This is a genomic window from Oceanospirillum sp., assembly GCF_982874595.1.
This window is the reverse complement of the sequence record NZ_CEYNZH010000038.1, coordinates 15966-33097: the sequence shown is the minus strand read 5'-3', so window position 1 is coordinate 33097 and position 17132 is coordinate 15966. Positions and strand designations below refer to the sequence as shown.

Genomic DNA, 17132 nt, shown 5'->3' with positions numbered 1-17132 from the left:
CCGACCGCCTGGTTCGTAGCCAGGTACTCTATCCAGCTGAGCTACGAGCGGGTGAATTCAGAAATTTATAATCATCTGACATGAGTTACCACTTTTATCCATTATTTAATAATGGCCCGCTCGGGAGGATTCGAACCTCCGACCGCCTGGTTCGTAGCCAGGTACTCTATCCAGCTGAGCTACGAGCGGGTTATCGATTAAAACTAACCGAAAAAAGTGGCGGAGAAGGAGGGATTCGAACCCTCGATAGGGCTACAAACCCTATACTCCCTTAGCAGGGGAGCGCCTTCAGCCTCTCGGCCACCTCTCCAAACACGCGGCAAATAATACCACGTTTTTTTAACTTGTCTACTCTTGTATCGAAAAAATTTTAGTTATTTTCCCGATAGTTACCAGAGAGTCTTATGCATTTCCTGAAGAGTCTTCTTTCTCCCGCTGGATGCGCTGATAGATCTCTTCACGGTGAACAGCAACTTCTTTTGGTGCATTAACACCGATACGAACCTGATTACCTTTAACGCCCAGAACCGTTACGGTTACTTCGTCACCAATCATCAGGGTTTCGCCAACACGACGGGTCAAAATCAACATGGTTGAATCTCCTTATTTCCTCGGGGTGCCAGAATTTATCTCGGCTAGACTCTGGCCTTTAAAAGATGGATGTAGAGACCATCTTGTAAAAAGAGCGCATATTATGCGGTAAATTAGCTTCAGCTCAACACTTAACTGTCATAACTTTATGTTAAAGCAGCTTTTGCTGTAAATAAAAGACCACATTGCACAATTTGCTTCCTTTTAATCTTACGTTAGCAGATTCAAAAAAGATTGTCGGCTAAAACTATCGAACAAAAAGGAAAAACCTATAGCCGAAATCAATCAATGACTGAAAATTGATTCACCGAACAAAACAGGCTCCTAAAAAACAGAAAGCCCACAGCTAGGCTGCAGGCTTTCTTTATAAGTCCGGTAAGAAGGAGGCTTACTCTTCTTCTTTATCCAGACCAAATGCGGTGTGCAGTGCACGTACCGCCAGCTCCATAAACTTCTCGTCGATAACCACGGAGATCTTGATCTCAGAGGTGGAAACCATACGGATGTTGATGCCTTCGTCAGACAGTACCTGGAACATTTTAGAAGCAACACCAGCGTGAGAGCGCATACCCACACCCACCAGCGAGACTTTAGCGATGGCGTTATCACCTGAGATCTCACCAGAGCCCAGCTCAGCAACCACACCTTCCAGCACCTGACGGGCTTTCTTGTAATCGCCACGGCTTACGGTGAAGGTAAAGTCAGTGGTTTTACCATCGGGCGCAACGTTCTGTACGATCATATCCACTTCGATATTCGCAGCACCAACCGGCCCCAGAATCTTAGAAGCAACGCCCGGTACATCCGGCGCATTAAGAACAGTCAGTTTGGCTTCATTCGCCGTGAAGGCGATACCTGAGATTAATGGATCTTCCATCGCGTCAGCTTCCTCAGCAACAATCAGAGTACCCGGGCCTTGGTCGTCAAAACTGGACAAAACCCGCAGGGGAACATTGTATTTACCGGCAAATTCAACAGAGCGGATCTGCAGAACCTTAGAACCAAGGCTCGCCAGCTCCAGCATCTCTTCAACCGTAATGGTTTCCAGACGTTTCGCTTTGGAGCAAACCCTTGGATCCGTGGTGTAAACACCATCAACATCGGTAAAGATCTGGCACTCGTCAGCCTTCAGAGCCGCCGCCAGAGCTACACCTGTGGTATCGGAACCACCACGACCCAGCGTGGTAATGTTGCCGTTTTCATCCGCACCCTGGAAACCCGCGACAACTACCACGCGGCCTTCATTCAGATCGTTACGGATCTTCTGATCATCGATCTGCTTAATACGGGCTTTTGTGTGGGAGCTGTCGGTGGTAATGCTCACCTGAGGACCTGTGTAAGATACCGCAGGGCAACCCAGCGTATTCAGGGTCATCGACAACAGAGCGATCGTAACCTGCTCACCGGTGGATACCAGCATATCCATTTCCCGGGGAGTCGGGTCTTCATTAATTTCATGAGCCAGTGCGATCAGGCGATTGGTTTCACCACTCATTGCAGAAACAACCACAACTACGTCGTGGCCTTCTGCGCGGTAACCTTTCACCTTTTCAGCTACGGCCTTGATACGCTCGATGGAACCTACCGAGGTGCCACCAAATTTTTGAACGTAAAGAGCCATTATCAGCGTTCCGTTAGGGTTTGTTTTCACCCGGTAGACCGGGCTTGTTTCGTTTTTCAGCCTTTCCAGGCCGGTATGAAAATCCGGTAAACAGCAAAGCGCCCTTCGGGTCGAAGGGCGCATTTCTTATCTCAAGGATAAATTATGCCAGTTTGGATTCCACCCAGGCCTGCACTGATTCCAGTGCTGCAGGCAGAGCAGCAGGATCGCTACCACCCGCCTGAGCCATATCAGGACGACCGCCACCTTTGCCGCCGACCTGAGTCGCAACATGGTTAACCAGTTCGCCCGCTTTGATCTGTCCGGTCAGGTCTTTGCTGACACCGGCGATCAGGGATACTTTGTCACCGTTCACGGCCGCAAGAACCAGTGCACAACGACCCAGTTTATTCTTAAGCTGATCCATCAAATCACGCAGTGATTTACCATCAGCACCTTCAACGTGCATCGCCAGCAGTTTCACATCGCCGATCTCAACCGCCTGACCGGCAAGGTCAGAACCCGCAGCACTCGCCAGCTTGGCTTTCAGCTGCTCCAGCTCTTTTTCCAGCTGTTTGCTGCGATCCATAGACGCACTCAGACGCTCAACCAGCTGTTCCGGTTTGGTTTTCAGCTGAGATGCGGCCTGAGACAGTTGCGCTTCACGCTCCTGGGTGTACGCCAGAGCTTCAGCACCCGCGACCGCTTCAACACGACGTACGCCGGAAGCGATACCACCTTCAGAAGTGATACGGATAAAGCCGATATCACCGGTGCGCTTAGCGTGGATACCACCACACAGCTCGATGGAGAAATCGTCTGCGCCCATAGTCAGCACGCGTACTTCACCGGCGTATTTCTCGCCGAACAGCGCCATCGCACCTTTTGCTTTAGCGGCTTCCAGCTCCATCAGTTCGGTCTGAACCGGGGTATTGGCGCGGATCTGAGCGTTAACAATCGCTTCCGCCTGAGCGATCTGCTCATCGGTCATCGCTTCAAAATGGCTGAAGTCGAAACGGAAACGCTGGCTGTCCACCAGAGAGCCTTTCTGCTGAACATGCTCACCCAGTACCTGACGCAGTGCGGCGTGCAGCAGGTGCGTTGCCGAGTGGTTACGGGCAGTACGGTCACGCAGGTCTACTTCAACCTGAGCATTTACGCTATCGCCTTTCGCCAGAGAGCCTTCCGCCAGTACACCGTGGTGAACGTGAGCATTAGACGCTTTCTGGGTATCACGCACATCAAAACGGTTGCCAGCGGACGTTAACGTACCGCAATCGCCTACCTGACCACCGGATTCGGCATAGAAAGGTGTCTGATCCAGTACGATCACACCCTCTTCGCTCGCGTTCAGGCGGTCGACTTCCTGGCCGTCTCGGAACAGCGCGATGATTTTGCCTTCGCCCTGAGTTGCTTCGTAACCGGTAAATACCGTGTCCTGATCCACTTTGATCAGACTGTTGTAATCCAGACCAAAGCTGCTGCCGGCACGGGCACGTTCACGCTGTGCGTCCATTGCCGCTTCAAAACCAGCTTCGTCAATTTCCAGATCCCGTTCACGGGCGATATCGGCGGTCAGATCCATCGGGAAACCGTAGGTATCATACAGTTTGAATACCACATCACCCGGAATCACTTTGCCTTTCAGCTCAGCCAGATCCTGCTCCAGAATACGCAGACCCTGCTCCAGAGTTTTCGCAAACTGCTCTTCTTCCGACTTCAGCAGACGAACAATCGTGTCACGCTGGGTTTTCAGTTCCGGGAAGGCTTCGCCCATCTCGGCAACCAGAGCATCCACAATCTTGTGGAAGAACAAACCTTTCGCACCCAGCTTGTTACCGTGACGGCAGGCACGACGGATAATACGACGCAGCACATAACCACGGCCTTCGTTAGAAGGAATCACGCCATCAGCAATCAGGAAGCTGCACGAGCGGATATGGTCGGCAATCACTTTCAGAGACGGGTTGTCATCGTTGGCACAACCCACCGCTTCAGCGGTCGCTTTCAGCAGGCTCTGGAACAGATCAATTTCATAGTTCGCATGTACGTGCTGCATCACCGCACTGATACGCTCCAGACCCATACCGGTATCTACGGAAGGTGCCGGCAGCGGATGCATTTCGCCATCAGCAGAGCGGTTAAACTGCATAAATACCACGTTCCAGATCTCGATAAAGCGGTCGCCATCTTCTTCCGGAGTGCCCGGCAGGCCACCTTCAACATCTTCACCGTGGTCGTAGAAAATTTCGGTACAAGGACCGCAAGGACCGGTATCACCCATCGCCCAGAAGTTATCTGAAGCGTATGGCGCACCCTTGTTGTCACCGATGCGGATCATGTGCGCTTCCGGCACACCCACTTCTTTGGTCCAGATGTCGTATGCTTCGTCATCGGACTCATAAACGGTAACGTAGAGTTTCTCTTTCGGGATACCCATGTACTGCGCAGAAGTCAGAAACTCCCAGGCATAGCTGATCGCATCCTGTTTGAAGTAGTCACCAAAGCTGAAGTTACCCAGCATTTCAAAGAAGGTATGGTGACGGGCGGTGTAGCCCACGTTTTCAAGGTCGTTGTGCTTACCACCGGCACGAACACACTTCTGAGAGGTGGTTGCGCGGGTGTAAGGACGCTTCTCCAGACCGAGGAAACAGTCTTTAAACTGGTTCATACCTGCGTTGGTAAACAGCAGGGTTGGATCATCGGCGGGCACCAGTGAGCTACTGGATTCAATCTGATGGCCTTTTGACTTAAAGAAGTTCAAAAAAGCCTGGCGAATTTCTGCGCTTTTCATACAACTGGGTCCGTTGGCTAATGCAAGTACATTGGTCGACTAAGCAGAGTCTAAAAGGCCTGATCCGGTAGGAAGCAGGCTGACGCTTATCCCAAACAAAAGGCCAACATTATAAGACCTAACCACAGGAAAGGTAGTATTACTTTTGGGCTGTTCGGGGATAAAAACGGTTATTTAGTCTGATAATGACAGAGAAGGGATCAGGTTATCCCTTTTTGGGTGATTCTGAGCATAAACAAGCGACGTAACATTCAGAAAAAGCGGCTGTCGTTATCATCATCGGGATCGGTCTCATCCAGAAAACCGGACTCATCAAATCTTGCCTGAGCCCAACGGATATTGTCACCGGAGAATCCCCGCTGATAAAGATGCCGCTGTTGCTTCTGGCGGATTTTAAAGTCTCTGGTTGGCTGACGGAATTTCTTTTCCAGCTGGACTAATGCCCGCTCGTTCCAGGCCCTGTCCTTTGGATCGATATACTCTTCGATCAGCAGGCTATCCAGCTGGTACTGCTGCAGATACTGACGGATAAACTGGGGGCCATAGCCGCGTTCGGTACGGGCGCGCACCAGCATCTCGATATAACGCTCATCACTCTGATACCCCAGCTCCTGCAGTTTCTGAATGACAACATCCAACCACTTACTGCCATCCGGATTTTCTTTATCCAGCTTGGTACTCAGTTTCTGACGCAGCTCTTTCTCAGCATGATCCCTTCGGGCGAGATACTCCATCGCCATCTGAAACAATTCCGATTCAGTCTCAGCCAGTTTTTTTGCCATACTTTATCACTCGCATCTAGAACGCCATAGCTTTAAGGCTAAGACAAAAAAATCGACTGCATCTGCTTTGCGTAATAAAACAGAAACGTCGATTTTTTATTGTGCGAAGACCACTAGCGCTTATTCAGCATCTTTTCCGGCCAGTGCTTTTGCTGCGGCAGCCTGCTTGTCGGCTTTCGCATCAGCAGCGGCTTTCTCTTCTTTCGCAGCCGGAGCCGCCAACAGCAGCTCACGCAGCGCGCCGTCGATTTCGTTCATCACTTCCGGGTTGTCCAGCAGGTACTGAGCGGCATTGGCTTTACCCTGACCGATCTTGTTGCCTTTGTAGCTGTACCAGGCACCGGCTTTGTCCACCTGTTTATGCTGTACACCCAGATCGATCACTTCACCGGCGTGGTAGATACCCTTACCGTACATGATCTGGAACTCCGCTTGTTTGAACGGCGGTGATACCTTGTTCTTCACAACCTTAACGCGGGTTTCGTTACCTACAATCTCATCACCCTGCTTCACAGAACCGGTACGACGGATATCCAGACGAACAGAAGCGTAGAATTTCAGCGCGTTACCACCGGTAGTGGTTTCAGGGTTACCGAACATGACACCGATCTTCATACGAATCTGGTTAATAAAGATCACCAGACAGTTGGCGTTTTTGATGTTACCGGTAATTTTACGCAGTGCCTGAGACATCAGACGCGCCTGCAGACCCATGTGTGAATCACCCATCTCACCTTCGATCTCGGCACGCGGGGTCAGTGCTGCTACGGAGTCAACAATCACCACGTCTACCGCGTTGGAACGTACCAGCATGTCGGTAATTTCCAGCGCCTGCTCACCGGTATCCGGCTGAGAGACCAGCATGTCATCCAGATTCACACCCAGCTTCTCAGCGTAGATAGGATCCAGTGCGTGCTCCGCATCAACGAAGGCACAGGTTTTACCCATCTTCTGCGCTTCAGCAATCACCTGAAGCGTCAGCGTGGTTTTACCGGAAGATTCAGGACCGTAGATCTCAACGATACGACCGAAAGGCAGACCGCCAATACCCAAAGCAACATCCAGACCCAGAGAGCCAGTGGATACCGCAGGAATAGCTTCACGAGGCTGTTCGCCCATGCGCATCACTGCGCCTTTACCAAACTGACGTTCGATCTGGCCTAATGCGGCGGAGAGAGCTTTCTTGCGATTTTCTTGATCAGACATGACACACCTTTCGATTGAGATCCTTAAACTGCGGAATACTGTATATGAAAACAGTATAGGTGTACAGTATTCCCAGCGCCTATCTGAAGCACATATTCAAAGTGCTTTAGAATCAAATAGATAGCGAAAAATCAGGATAAAAATTAAGCTTTAAGCCTGCTCCCTTAACCGGAAATTATCCTGTAAAACACTGGATAAAACCTATGTTTTGACAGCTCTGGGAACAGGTTAAAACGATAGTAGCAAATTATAACGGTCTGGCAGTCTGATGAAACTTTATATTGCGGAAAAACCCAGTTTAGGACGCGCAATCGCTGCGGTCTTACCCAAGCCTCACAAGAAGCACGATGGTTACATCGAAGCGGCTAATGGTGATTGCGTCAGCTGGTGTATCGGCCATCTGCTAGAACAGGCTGATCCGGAAAGTTATAACCCTGCCCTGAAAAAATGGCAGCTGGATAGCCTGCCGATTATTCCCGAAGAATGGCAGTTAAAACCTAAAAGCCAGACCCGCAAGCAGCTGACCGTGCTGCGCCAGCTGGTGAAGAAAGCCAGCCAACTGGTTAACGCCGGAGATCCGGACCGCGAAGGACAGCTGCTGGTGGATGAGGTGATCAGCTACCTTAAGCCACCTGTGAATAAGATTAAAAACGCCCAGCGGGTTTTGATCAGCGATCTGACTCCGGCTGCAGTTAAAAAAGCAATTGAGAACCCAAGAGCTAACCGTGACTTTATTCCGCTGGCAACCTCTGCCCTCGCCCGCAGCCGCGCCGACTGGCTGTACGGCATCAACCTGACCCGCGCTTTCACGGTGAAAGGCCAGCAATCCGGTTATAGCGGTGTGCTGTCCGTTGGCCGTGTACAGACTCCGGTGCTGGGTCTGGTGGTACGCAGGGATCAGGAGATCGCCAATTTCCGGCCGAAAGACTTTTATGAGGTGCTGGCTCATATTCAGCCCGCTGAAGGAGATCCCGTCAGCTTTACTGCCAAATGGATTCCCAGCGACGCCTGCCTGCCCCATCAGGATGATGAAGGCCGGGTGATCAACCGTAAGCTGGCAGAACATGTGGTACAGAGCATTTTTCAGCAGCCTGCCAAGGTCATCAAACTGGAAGAGAAACAGAAAAGCGAAGCGCCACCGCTGCCCTTTAACCTGTCGCAGCTGCAGATCACCGCTAATAAGGCGTTCGGGCTTTCCGCCCAACAAGTGCTGGATACCTGCCAGAGCCTGTATGAAAGACATAACCTGATCACCTACCCCCGCTCGGACAGCCGCCATCTGCCCACCGAACAGTGGGGCGACCGTCATCAGATTTTAGGGGCTATTGGCAATAATCTGGGTACCGAGCATCTAGCTGCGTTTGTCTCTAAGGCTAATCCGGAGCTGAAAAGCAAAGCCTGGAATAACAGTAAGGTGGATGCGCACCATGCGATTATCCCTACCGGAAAAAGCTCTGATATCAGCCGTCTTTCGGCAACGGAACAGAAAGTGTATCGCCTGATTGCCCAGTATTATCTGGCGCAGTTTTTCCCGGCCTACCGCTATCTGGCGCAAGTCGCCGAATTTGAGATCAAAGGCGGCCACTTTATTGCCAAGGCGCGACAGAATCAGGATCTCGGCTGGAAGCCCCTGCTGAAACAGGAACCGGAAGAGCAGCATCTGCCAGCTTTCAAACAAGGCGATATTCTCTGGTGCAGCCATGGCGAGTTATTAGCAAAGGAAACTCAACCGCCGAAGCACTTTACCGATGCAACCCTACTGGCTGCGATGACGGGGATCAGCCGTTTTGTGAAGAATGCCGAGATTCGAAAGATCCTGAAGGAAACCGATGGCTTAGGCACAGAAGCCACCCGGGCAGGCATTATTGAGCTGTTGATAAAACGGGGCTTTATCCGTCGGCAGAACAAACTCGTTTTATCCACAGACTCAGGTCAGGCCCTGATTCGTAATCTGCCGGAATCCACTACTCTGCCGGATCGCACCGCCCAGTGGGAAAGCCAGTTAGACGCGATCAGCCAGAAGGCCAAGCGCTATAACGATTTTATGTTGCCGATGCTGGAGGATCTGAAAGCGCTGGTCGATCAGGCAAAGGCTCAACAGATGAGCGGTCTTGCGGGACTGAAAGGTCAAAGCCCCTTTAAGAAACGGCGTAAAAGCAGTGGCAATACAGGTGCCAAAAGCAAGGCGGGAACGGTTGGTAAATCAGGGGCCGCGAGCTCAGGCAGAAAATACCCGAGCCGCAAACCAAAAGCGAAAACCTGAGCTTAACCTAGGACAGAAAACCGAGCAGACGGGACAGGGCAGTATCGATGGTCTGTTCCCGAACCGCTTCACGGTCACCATCAAACAGGAAGCGCTCAGCCTGAATACTGTCGGCGTCACCCCAGGCGATCCAAACGGTGCCGACCGGTTTCTCCGGGCTGCCACCTCCGGGACCAGCGACACCACTGACGGCAACAGCAAAAGAGGCCTCGCTATTGGCCACTGCGCCAGCAACCATCGCCTTAACCACCGCTTCGCTTACCGCACCATGCCCGGCAATCACTTCAGAGGGTACATCCAACATGCGGCTTTTCGCCTGATTGGAATAGGTGACAAACCCCGCATCAAACCATGCCGAGCTTCCCGCTACAGCCGTCAAAGCCTGAGCAATACCACCACCAGTACAGGATTCCGCCGTGGCCATAAAAGCACGACGCTGACGAAGCCGATCGGCCAGAGCCTCAATGACAGTGGTACGTTGCGGGTTATTCATAAGTGAGCCAAAAGCGTTCAGAATGGGAGGGCTATGATAGGGGATTCGGCAACAGCATCAAAGAGGTTGAAACAGCTGCTCCATCAGGCGCTCACGATACCCCTCTTCGATCAACTCATTCAGGGCATTCTGTAGGCGCTCAATGACATCATCAGGTGTTTTCAGATTGACCGCCAGATAGTATTTACTGGGGTAGAGTTTATAAGCCCTTTCCAGTTCTGAAATATCACGCCCCAGCTTTTTTGCCTGATAGAGAAAGTCCACCTCATCACCCGGTACGAGGTCATTACGACCTGCAAGCAGTTTTGTCAGGTGCATCGTTGAATGGCTGTGTAAGTCCAAAGCTGAACGGGAAACGCCCTTCCTTAACAGATAGTCTTCAACCGCCCCACCCCGTAGAACTCCGATCCGATATTCATTTAAATCCGATAAGGTATCGATCTTAATATCACTTCGACTTTTGAGGCGATAGAGAAAAACATTCGTTTCAAAAAGGGGGCCAACCCATTTGAAATAAGGGCTTCGGGCTTGCGTCTTATTTACAACAAACAATCCGGTGTCAGGCACTCGCAACACATTTTGATAAGCCCTCTTCCAGGGCTGAATAGAGAGTTCATAAGAAATGCCGGCCCGTTGGAAAACAGCCCGTACCAAATCCGTACCAATACCAACTACGCGACTATCTTCTGAATAATTATAAGGTTCCCAACTATCTGCATAGAGTTTTACCGAAGCGCCATAGCTCAGGTTTGCAGCCAGACTCAAAAATAATGACAAAATATAGGGCGTCACTTTCATCAAGACGTTTTCCGCTCCATAAATATCCAGGTTGTAGCAGGCATTTTACGCATTGAAACACCCTCTTTCAGACTCTGCACGGTAATCCTTTTCGACAGAACAGGCGCAAACTTAACAAAAGCATCTGCAAGATTATGTTAATCCTAACTATTCGATGCTCATCAAGGGTTGATAAGAAACAAAGGTCATTTCACGAAGAAGAAACGTTTTACTCGAAGGGCAAATCTATCCTCGGCATAGTTAAGGTATAGAACAATCCCATAAAAGATTCGAGAGGCGCTTAGAGAAAATCAACCACTCTATAAAGGCTCAACGCTAACTTTTAGCTATTCAGATAAGTACGACGAGCTCCTTTTGAAGCCAATTTGACTCATTGAAGCTTTTTGAAAAAACGTAGCGCAATGACTGCCGCAGCAGTCAAAAAGGTTACCAATAGCGAATTCAATCCCCATAACCATCAAAAGTTAGCTCTCTGCCTGAGCCACTTTGTTTATCCACCCTCCTATCGTATCCAAAGCCTTAGGAGCATAAGCATGATGCCCCATGAGTATAAATAACCCTTGGCTCCAAGAAGGCCATTCTGACGGAAGTTGGTAATCAAACCATGCTGCCTTGAGTAAGCCGTGTGTGGCCTGTTGAACGATGATGGCGCTTTGCTCTTTATTCGGTTGTAGCATGTTTTGGTAGATTGCATGGTTATAGGCGGGGTCCACATTCTGATCGTTTGCTCCCCAAAGGGCCAACACTGGCCCCTGCATCGTGCCAAGATAAGGGGTTGCATCACTGTTATAGTTGCGCGCGACAAACGCAAAACGCTTGGGATCCATGTCGGGCCGTAGGCTGGGATTCAGGGTCTCCGAGGCGGCAAAGATCGCATCGTTTTGTGTCAGATTGTCCGTCACGTTTTTCACCACTTGCTCGGAACTCAGCCCTTGCGCTTCCAGCTGACGCTTAGTGAAGTACGCCCCTTGATGACGCCAGTTGACGGCACCCCCGACGATTACCGTAAACGCCGGTGTCATGTCATTGGCGACAATCGGTAACACCCAGCCCGCCTGAGAAAATCCGATAAAGCCGATCGGACTACCTTTTAGTGCCGGCAGGGCATGTATCTTATTATAGGCTGCGATCACCTCATCGCTTCGATCTTGCATGGATTGCTGTAACCAATCACCAGTGCTTTCGCCGACACCAGGCTTGTCCCAACTGAACACGCCAATCCCCTGTTTTAATAAACGGTTCACCATGGGCAAATAGCTGGCATCGGAAAAGCGTGTTTGTGCGCCATCCCCATGAACAATGATGGCAATCGGTGGCGTGCGGGTATGCTTGGGCACTATTAAAGAGCCTGCCAGTACATTCTGATGAGACGTAAACGATAGATTCAGGACAGCCTCATCGCTCACATCAAAGTCATCAAGGCCAGAACACTGCACAACGCCAAGGCCGATTGCGAAGAACAAAGTGATTACAATGAACCACCTCTTTATTTTAAGTGTGTTCATTTAAGCTTCTCCTGAGTCGTTCAATGTTTTGCGTACGATGCAATGTTTACCTGAACTAAAACAGCTTTTAAGGTCGTGCGTGATCGCAATGAGCACGGGAACAAGCAGCATCATCAGTAGCGTGGAAAATAGTTCACCGAATGCGAGCGAAGCGGCAGCCGGTTTAAGATATTGAGCCTGTTCAGACGTTTCAGATAATAACGGAATCAAGCCAATCACCGTGGTTGCGGTCGTCAAAAAAATCGCTTGAAAGCGGCTCGTTGCTGCCGCTTGAATCGCATCGCGATGCGCCATTCCCTGTTCAACCAGCTCATTGTATCGAGTCAGCATGACCAAACTATCATTCACCACCACGCCCGCCAGCGCGAGCATGCCAAATAAAGACAGCACCGACAGAGCAAGACCAAGATACAGGTGTCCAAGAATCGCTCCAACAAAGCCGAACGGAATGATGGCGAGCACAATAAAAGGCAACCCGTAAGACTTGAGCGGGACAGCCATCAGAACATAGATAAGCACGAGTGCAATCCACAGCGCGTTCTTAAGCCCCGCACGCATAGTCCCCATTTCTTCTAGCTCACCCCCTAAGGAAATAACCAGCTCTGGAAACTGCGCTTGTAAATCGGGAGCCATTGTTTCCATAACGGCTTGAGCCACTTCTTCTGGTGCCACCACAGATCGATTTATGGTGGCGTAAACCGTATTAATCTGACGATTGTTTTCTCGCCTTAGTTGATTTGGTTTGAGGACCATATCAAGCTCTGCCACAGATGCGAGCTCAAGCCACTGGCCATCCGTGCTACGAACCTTTGTTTTTAGTAAGTCATCAATACTGTCTCGTTGCTCAGCTTCAAGTGTCACAACGACTGAAATTTCATCGGTATTACGTTGCAACTTATAAACCTCTGCTCCGCCATAGGCATAGCCGATTTGTGTCGCCAGAGTTTCTAAGTCGAAGCCCAATCTCTGCGCTGCAGCGGTAGGTCGTACTTCGAGTTCGACTAAGCCCATCGCCATAGAGTCTCTTGGATGATATACACCATCAATATTGCCAAGGAAATGTTTAAGCTGAGCACTCGCTTTCTTTAAGACTGTTGCATCTTGGCTCGCGAGTTTAATCGCAAAGCCACCACCGATTTCTTCTGCGCCACTCAGCTCGAGTTCCGTCACCCCTTCTAGGACTCCTATCTCCTGCCGCCATTGCTGGATAAGCTCCGACATTTTAAGCTGGCCTCGATCAGAGATGGGCGTCAGCTCCGCATACAGCTGAGCCGAATCCGCCCCCATAATGATCTGAAAACTGGTTTGAATGGGTGGCTTAACTAACTGATACTTAGTTTGTAATGCTCGATTGACGGATTGTCCCACCTCTTGGATGCGCGCCATGTTTTTTTGAGTGAGCGCAAAAGGTGATCGAGAGTCCATCTCAAGGGAAATAGTAATGATTTGTCCCGGTACGTCAGGAAAAAAAACAGTCGCGACTTTCCCTTTCGCCGTTAGGCCAAGTGCTAATATCGCGCTACTGATAAAAACGATCAAAACGGTATAGCGGTGGCGAACGGCATGGGCAAGCAAAGGAGCGTAAAGTCGATCTCTAAAAGAGTTCAAGGCGTCTCGCGCACCATTTTGCACACGACGCCAATACATCATCCAAGCAAATCTAGCAGGTTGGTCCATTGTAATGGCGGCGAGGTGTGCAGGCAGAATGAATTTGCTCTCTAGCAGTGAAAACAACAAGGCAAAAATAACGACGCCAGAGAATCCCGCAAACACTTTCCCCAAGGGACTATCGAGCATCAGCATCGGGAAAAAGGCCGCTACGGTGGTCAGTACACCAAAAATGGTCGCAACAGCTACTTTCGCGACACCTCGTTCGGTATCGATAATGGGATCACTATGGAGCCGACGCTGTTCGTACACACTTTCGCCGACCACCACCGCATCATCGACTAGAATTCCCAGCGCAATAATAAACCCAAACGTGGTGATGTCATTGAGTGAATAATCGACCCATTGCGTACCAGACACGGCAACCGCCCCCATCACTGAGATGGGAATACCCATGGCGACCCAAAACGCGAGTTTGACATCTAAAAACAGCGCGAGAATCAAGAGTACGAGTAACAACCCTTGCGTACCGTTGTTGGTTAATAACGTAAGTCGGTCTTCGATATAGCCCGCACTGTCGCCCCAAATTGAGATATCCACGCCTGAAGGTAATTGCGTTCGGAATTCATCAACGACACGATTTGCCACCTCAGACACATGTAGCAGATTCTCTTTATGGCCGACCAATACTTCCATACCCGCGGTGTTCTCACCATTGAATTTGAAAAGGTAGTCACCTTCCTCAAAGTCGTCGTAGATTTTGGCGATATCCCCAAGGTAAACCGTATCGCCATTGGCGGTCTCAATGATCGGTATGGATTGATAATCGGGCAGATACCTGGCTTGTTTGTCTGTTTTGATAAAGATTTGCCCAGCCTGAGTTCTGAGTTTACCTGCCTGGAAAAACAACGAGTTCGCGCGAACGCGCTCAACAAGATCGCTAATCGTCAAGTTCAGAACGTAGAGCTTGTCTCGATCCACCTCGATGCGTAACTCTTGCTTATACAACCCCCAAAGCTTTAAACGAGACAGTTCTGGCTCTGCCAACAATGCCTCTTTTAGACGCTTTGCCAAAGCATTTAGGGTATTGCGATCCGTCTCACCAAACAAGTTGATATAGAGCGCCGGAAAGTCGACGCTGTTGGCATCGATAATAGGACGCTCGGCTTTAGTCGGAAGCTCGATGCCACTCTCCATGCGTAGGCGTACTTTATCTAAAAGTTTATCGAGTTCTTGATCGCTTGCTCGGCGCACAGTCACACGAGATAACCCCTCGACTGACAAGGTTGATACACTGCGAACCCCTTCTAACCCTTCTAGCGCACTTTCGATTTTTTGGCTCACCAATGCGTCAACACGCTCTGGCGATGCATTCGATAAGATCGTGCTAATAGTGATGGTATCAGGCTCCATACGTGGAAAGCCCTCGATACGCATAGTGCTAAGTGTCAGCAGCCCCATGAACAAAATGAACAGCATCAACAGATTGGCCGCGACAGGATTTCGTATAAACCATGCAGTCAGTGAATGCATTATAAAGTCGCTCCATTTTTAGTAGGTGCTTGTGCTTGCGCATGATCATTTTCTATAGGCGTCACTTTTTGCTTGAGTAGATAACTGCTCAAAGGGGTCACCACTACGGCATAGCTCGCCTGGTCAGTGTTGACGGCCTCGACCACCACAAAGCTGCCAACACGATCTAAGACTAGAGCTGGACTGCGGTTTAGTAGGTTGTTATCGTCTACCCACCAAAAACGACCCTCTGGGGTAATGGCAGAAGCGGGAATGGTCAGCGCACTTTTAACCGCCTTGCCTTTAAATCGAACTTGCAGGTACTCACCCGGAATGGCACTGACTTGGTTAGAGGGCGTCGTCAAATGAATGAGATAATGCCGAGTCGCCGAGTCCAAATAACCACCGGCACCTTTGACGATTGCATCGCCAACATAAGCCCCCGATTGACTATGCAACGTCACTTTTTGCTCTGCTAGAGGATGGTTCAGTTGCTGCCACTGAGACCTATTGACTCGTACACTGAGCTTTAGTGTGTCATCGCCAAGCATGGTCGCTACGCTCTCCCCCGCCAATATCATCTGTTCTGGGCTCAATTGATGAGAGAGCAAGTACCCATTAAAAGGCGCTCGGACCTGCGTTTGTTCAAGTCTGTGTTGAGCTACCTTGACGGCCGCTTGTGCGGAATTAACAGCAGCCTTGGCGATTTCAACTTGAGGTAAGTTCAAAGCCAGTTCATTCGGCGCTTTTTGATCCATTGACTTGAATTGTTGTGCGGCAACCTGAGACTGATATTGCGCCTGCAAGAGTTCCAATTGACGTTGGTGAAGTGCATGTCGAGCGTCAGCAAGCTCTGCCACATAACGGGTTGCATCAATTTCAAACAGTACATCACCAGCCTGCAAGCGAGCGCCAGAAAATAGTTTTTCGCTGATGCGATTCACTTTCCCACCAACCTCGGTTTTGAGTTCGAGTTGCCATTGTGGCCTTACTTCAGACTGGACGGAGACGATCATGTTAACGGTTTCAGGCCGTGTGGTGACGACCGTGACAGGTGGAGAGATAGTCACTCGGTCTGTACGTTGAACATCGACCGTATCGTCTAATTCCTCTACGAAAATGAGTGTGGCAAGAAGTCCAAGTAGCGCCAGCAAAAGTATCAAAAAGCGCTTGCTCAATAGCCGTTTGATAAGTGATTTAGAAAGCATACAGATAGCTCGCAGACAAGCTTGCATTGTGCCCAGCATTCACTATAGGGCTGTTGCGAATTTCTGAAGAAAAAAAGCGATGCATGAGACCAACACTTACAGCATGGTCGGGTTTTAAGCAGTAGCTAAGGTTGACGCCAGTATCGACTAAATAAGCATCCTTGGGCTTGTATACTGAACGGCCCGGTTTCACCCGTTTTTCTGGCACGCCGTAGTAAAAGTTAACGAGCTTTTCTGGAAGGTAATAAAGGCGGATAACAGGCTCTAGCGTCCATCTATCCATCGGTATGTCAATGCCATAACGCGTGCGGAAAAAGTGACTATGGTGACGATTGCTGATGTCCTGTTCTATCGCATACTCGAAATGCCCCCACTGGCCTGACAAAGAGGATGACAGCACTACCGTATAGACATCTCCCGGCGCTTTAACGTCAGCAAGCACTGCGCTAGCGCCACGCTCTGAGTAACCAAAACTCGCCAATCCCAATGAACTGAAAATGACCCAGGAATCACCGCCCGCTAAGTAACTTCCTAGGCGGTAATCTTGTAAAAACCAGTTTTCCCAAGACCATTCGACCAACGGCATGACATCGAGAGAATCTTTCCCGCCAACATATTCGGATTCAGATACGTTGGTATAAAGACCTATTGCAAGCTCGTAATGTGTGTCTTCCTCTATTGTTTGCCGAGAGTCATTGGCAAAGCTAAGCTCTGTAGTCGTTGACCCAATGACTAATGTCATCAGAGAAAAAAGTGAATAGTGTGTTTGCAT

12 protein-coding genes and 2 tRNA genes are annotated in these 17132 nt (G+C 50.0%); 1 reads left to right on the top strand and 13 read right to left on the bottom strand.

What is annotated here, in order from left to right:
- Positions 1-112: 112 nt before the first annotated feature.
- From AC4GL5_RS13805 to recA, 7 genes are all read right to left on the bottom strand, one after another.
- Positions 113-189 (bottom strand) — tRNA-Arg (locus tag AC4GL5_RS13805).
- Between the two features lie 28 nt (positions 190-217).
- Positions 218-310 (bottom strand) — tRNA-Ser (locus tag AC4GL5_RS13800).
- A 92-nt stretch (positions 311-402) separates the two neighbouring features.
- The gene (csrA, locus tag AC4GL5_RS13795) at positions 403-591 is read right to left on the bottom strand and encodes a carbon storage regulator CsrA (RefSeq protein WP_490383372.1); all 189 of its coding nucleotides are present in this window, start codon (positions 589-591) and stop codon (positions 403-405) included.
- Positions 592-979: 388 nt separating this feature from the next.
- A complete protein-coding gene (locus AC4GL5_RS13790) occupies positions 980-2212 on the bottom strand; it encodes an aspartate kinase (RefSeq protein ID WP_490383371.1) in 1233 nt (410 codons plus the stop codon).
- A gap of 142 nt (positions 2213-2354) precedes the next feature.
- On the bottom strand, positions 2355-4985 hold the full coding sequence (gene alaS / locus AC4GL5_RS13785) for an alanine--tRNA ligase (RefSeq protein ID WP_490383370.1): 2631 nt from the start codon (positions 4983-4985) through the stop codon (positions 2355-2357).
- A gap of 251 nt (positions 4986-5236) precedes the next feature.
- Positions 5237-5767, bottom strand: a complete 531-nt coding sequence (locus tag AC4GL5_RS13780; RefSeq protein WP_490383369.1) for a regulatory protein RecX — start codon at positions 5765-5767, stop codon at positions 5237-5239.
- Positions 5768-5887: 120 nt separating this feature from the next.
- Entirely contained in the window at positions 5888-6973 is a 1086-nt protein-coding gene (gene recA / locus AC4GL5_RS13775; protein WP_490383368.1) for a recombinase RecA, read from the bottom strand.
- Between the two features lie 268 nt (positions 6974-7241).
- On the opposite strand from recA, the gene AC4GL5_RS13770 reads away from it, so the two are divergent.
- Positions 7242-9236, top strand: coding sequence for a DNA topoisomerase III (locus tag AC4GL5_RS13770; RefSeq protein WP_490383367.1), 1995 nt, complete (start codon positions 7242-7244; stop codon positions 9234-9236).
- Positions 9237-9243: 7 nt separating this feature from the next.
- On the opposite strand, the gene AC4GL5_RS13765 is transcribed toward AC4GL5_RS13770, so the two are convergent.
- The 6 genes from AC4GL5_RS13765 to AC4GL5_RS13740 form a co-directional block, all read right to left on the bottom strand.
- Complete coding sequence (locus AC4GL5_RS13765) at positions 9244-9729, bottom strand: CinA family protein (protein ID WP_490383366.1); 486 nt, start codon at positions 9727-9729, stop codon at positions 9244-9246.
- 57 nt (positions 9730-9786) lie between these two features.
- Complete coding sequence (locus AC4GL5_RS13760) at positions 9787-10527, bottom strand: substrate-binding periplasmic protein (RefSeq protein WP_490383374.1); 741 nt, start codon at positions 10525-10527, stop codon at positions 9787-9789.
- Between the two features lie 464 nt (positions 10528-10991).
- Entirely contained in the window at positions 10992-12032 is a 1041-nt protein-coding gene (locus AC4GL5_RS13755; protein ID WP_490383365.1) for an alpha/beta hydrolase family protein, read from the bottom strand.
- Positions 12033-15173: an efflux RND transporter permease subunit gene (locus AC4GL5_RS13750; RefSeq protein ID WP_490383364.1), complete on the bottom strand. Its 3141-nt coding sequence runs from the start codon at positions 15171-15173 to the stop codon at positions 12033-12035.
- A complete protein-coding gene (locus tag AC4GL5_RS13745; RefSeq protein ID WP_490383363.1) occupies positions 15173-16360 on the bottom strand; it encodes an efflux RND transporter periplasmic adaptor subunit in 1188 nt (395 codons plus the stop codon). The genes AC4GL5_RS13750 and AC4GL5_RS13745 overlap by 1 nt, the downstream gene beginning before the upstream one ends.
- The gene (locus AC4GL5_RS13740) at positions 16350-17132 is read right to left on the bottom strand and encodes a MipA/OmpV family protein (RefSeq protein WP_490383362.1); all 783 of its coding nucleotides are present in this window, start codon (positions 17130-17132) and stop codon (positions 16350-16352) included. Before AC4GL5_RS13740 ends, AC4GL5_RS13745 begins: the two co-directional genes overlap by 11 nt.

What these genes read in the sequence shown, in the direction of transcription:
- AC4GL5_RS13790 (WP_490383371.1), bottom strand. Translation starts at nt 2,212, where the DNA reads ATGGCTCTTTACGTTCAAAAATTTGGTGGCACCTCGGTAGGTTCCATC.
- AC4GL5_RS13765 (WP_490383366.1), bottom strand. Translation starts at nt 9,729, where the DNA reads ATGAATAACCCGCAACGTACCACTGTCATTGAGGCTCTGGCCGATCGG.
- AC4GL5_RS13745 (WP_490383363.1), bottom strand. Translation starts at nt 16,360, where the DNA reads ATGCTTTCTAAATCACTTATCAAACGGCTATTGAGCAAGCGCTTTTTG.
- AC4GL5_RS13760 (WP_490383374.1), bottom strand. Translation starts at nt 10,527, where the DNA reads ATGAAAGTGACGCCCTATATTTTGTCATTATTTTTGAGTCTGGCTGCA.
- AC4GL5_RS13755 (WP_490383365.1), bottom strand. Translation starts at nt 12,032, where the DNA reads ATGAACACACTTAAAATAAAGAGGTGGTTCATTGTAATCACTTTGTTC.
- recA (WP_490383368.1), bottom strand. Translation starts at nt 6,973, where the DNA reads ATGTCTGATCAAGAAAATCGCAAGAAAGCTCTCTCCGCCGCATTAGGC.
- AC4GL5_RS13740 (WP_490383362.1), bottom strand. Translation starts at nt 17,132, where the DNA reads ATGCAAACACACTATTCACTTTTTTCTCTGATGACATTAGTCATTGGG.
- alaS (WP_490383370.1), bottom strand. Translation starts at nt 4,985, where the DNA reads ATGAAAAGCGCAGAAATTCGCCAGGCTTTTTTGAACTTCTTTAAGTCA.
- AC4GL5_RS13770 (WP_490383367.1), top strand. Translation starts at nt 7,242, where the DNA reads ATGAAACTTTATATTGCGGAAAAACCCAGTTTAGGACGCGCAATCGCT.
- AC4GL5_RS13750 (WP_490383364.1), bottom strand. Translation starts at nt 15,173, where the DNA reads ATGCATTCACTGACTGCATGGTTTATACGAAATCCTGTCGCGGCCAAT.
- AC4GL5_RS13780 (WP_490383369.1), bottom strand. Translation starts at nt 5,767, where the DNA reads ATGGCAAAAAAACTGGCTGAGACTGAATCGGAATTGTTTCAGATGGCG.
- csrA (WP_490383372.1), bottom strand. Translation starts at nt 591, where the DNA reads ATGTTGATTTTGACCCGTCGTGTTGGCGAAACCCTGATGATTGGTGAC.